The organism is Staphylococcus sp. HMSC056G08 (assembly GCF_001812305.1).
Classification (GTDB): domain Bacteria; phylum Bacillota; class Bacilli; order Staphylococcales; family Staphylococcaceae; genus Staphylococcus; species Staphylococcus simulans.
This window is the reverse complement of the sequence record NZ_KV808538.1, coordinates 1,468-3,260: the sequence shown is the minus strand read 5'-3', so window position 1 is coordinate 3,260 and position 1,793 is coordinate 1,468. Positions and strand designations below refer to the sequence as shown.

At 37.0% G+C, this 1,793-nt stretch carries 3 protein-coding genes; all 3 read left to right on the top strand.

Annotated features, from left to right (window positions below):
• Positions 1-58: 58 nt before the first annotated feature.
• Genes HMPREF2846_RS13295 through HMPREF2846_RS14840 form a run of 3 tightly spaced genes read left to right on the top strand, consistent with a single transcriptional unit; the run spans position 59 to position 1,780 of the window.
• Positions 59-307 (top strand): phage holin, encoded by a 249-nt coding sequence (locus HMPREF2846_RS13295; protein ID WP_070626834.1) that lies wholly within the window; start codon positions 59-61, stop codon positions 305-307.
• Between the two features lies 1 nt (position 308).
• A complete protein-coding gene (locus HMPREF2846_RS14845) occupies positions 309-1,166 on the top strand; it encodes a peptidoglycan DD-metalloendopeptidase family protein (protein WP_083310014.1) in 858 nt (285 codons plus the stop codon).
• Positions 1,145-1,780, top strand: coding sequence for an SH3 domain-containing protein (locus HMPREF2846_RS14840; RefSeq protein ID WP_141751900.1), 636 nt, complete (start codon positions 1,145-1,147; stop codon positions 1,778-1,780). Before HMPREF2846_RS14845 ends, HMPREF2846_RS14840 begins: the two co-directional genes overlap by 22 nt.
• The last annotated feature ends 13 nt before the right edge of the window (positions 1,781-1,793 follow it).

The following is a 1,793-nucleotide window of genomic DNA, read 5'->3' as shown; positions in this document are numbered from 1 at the left end:
TCAAATAAGTCGGCGCACTGCGTCGGCTTTTTTTTACTATTTCAAAGGAGTGAATTAAATGGAAGATAAAATTAAACAATTCATCGGTTTAATCGGTGGTTTTCTCGGGGCATTATATCTTGCACTAAACACAAGTGGAATCAGCGCGGAATGGATTAATCCTCAAAAAGTAGATGCATGGATTAATGTGATCAATACTGGATTACCCCTCGCATTAGTATCATATGGTGTATGGAAGAATACATTTATTATTAAAAAATCAGCGCGTGACCAAGAAAAGTATTTAAAAGAGAAAGGGTTGAAATAGAATGCTAACTGCTATTGATTACCTTACTAAAAAAGGTTGGAAAATTTCATCAGACCCACGCACTTATGATAATTATCCTAAAAATTATGGATATAGAAATTATCAGGAAAATGGAATTAATTACGATGAATTTTGTGGTGGTTATCATAGAGCGTTTGATTTATACAATAACGCAACTAATGATATTCCAGCAGTTACAAGCGGTACAGTAGTCACTTCTGAAACATATGGCAATTTTGGAGGCACAGTTGAAATCAGAGACGCCAATGGTAATGATTGGATCTATGGCCACTTGCAACGTAATTCATTACGATTCTCAAAAGGCGATAAAGTCAATCAAGGCGACATAGTTGGATTGCAAGGTTCATCCAACTATTATGATAATCCTATGAATGCACATCTTCATTTACAATTACGTCCTAAAGGAACAGATTTAAACGATGAGAAAGCAAAAGTATGCAGTGGATTGCCAATTGAAAAATACGATATTAGTAAGCTGAATGCAAAGCAAGATAAATCTAAGAATGGAAGTGAGAAACAATTGAAACATATTTATTCTAACCATATCGAAGGTAATAAAATTACAGCTCCAAAGCCAAGTGTTCAAGGCGTGGTTATCCATAATGATTACGGAAGTATGACACCTGCTCAATATTTACCTTGGCTATACGCACGTGAAAATAACGGTACACATGTTAATGGTTGGGCAAGTGTGTATGCAAATAGAAACGAGGTGCTTTGGTATCATCCAACAGACTACGTTGAGTGGCATTGTGGTCATCAATGGGCAAACGGTAACTTGATCGGCTTTGAAGTGTGCGAATCATATCCGGGGGCTTGTCAGATAAGTTGTTCTTAGAAAATGAAGAAGCAACTTTAAAAGTTGCAGCTGATGTTATGAAATCATATGGATTACCAGTAAACCGAAACACAGTACGACTGCACAATGAGTTCTTTGGTACATCATGCCCACATCGTTCATGGGAATTGCATGTCGGCAAAGGCGCACCGTATACAACCGTTAACCAAAATAAAATGAAGGATTACTTTATCAGTCGTATTAAATATTATTATAACGGCGGTAAATTACAAACAAGCAATGCCAAAGTTATCAAACAAAACGATGTTAAAAAAGAAGTTAAAAAGAATGAACAACAACAAGTGGTTAAGACAACAGATTGGAAAAAGAACAAACATGGTACTTGGTGGAAAAATGAACAAGCTACATTCAAAAATGGTAATGAACCTATCCAAGTATGGCATGTCGGTCCATTCCGTATTGATGGTAATGAAGCAGGTAAGCTACCAGCAGGCACAAGTATTAACTATGATGAAGTAATGTTGCAAGACGGTCATGTTTGGGTAGGTTACGACGGCTTCGAAGGTGAACGATTATATCTACCAGTAAGAACATGGAACGGTGTCGCACCGCCTAATCATGGAATAGGCGACCTTTGGGGTAGTATCAGTTAAGAAAATGCGTTAT

Excerpts from the sequence above, each read along its gene's own strand:
- HMPREF2846_RS13295 (WP_070626834.1), top strand. The coding sequence starts at position 59 with ATGGAAGATAAAATTAAACAATTCATCGGTTTAATCGGTGGTTTTCTC.
- HMPREF2846_RS14845 (WP_083310014.1), top strand. The coding sequence starts at position 309 with ATGCTAACTGCTATTGATTACCTTACTAAAAAAGGTTGGAAAATTTCA.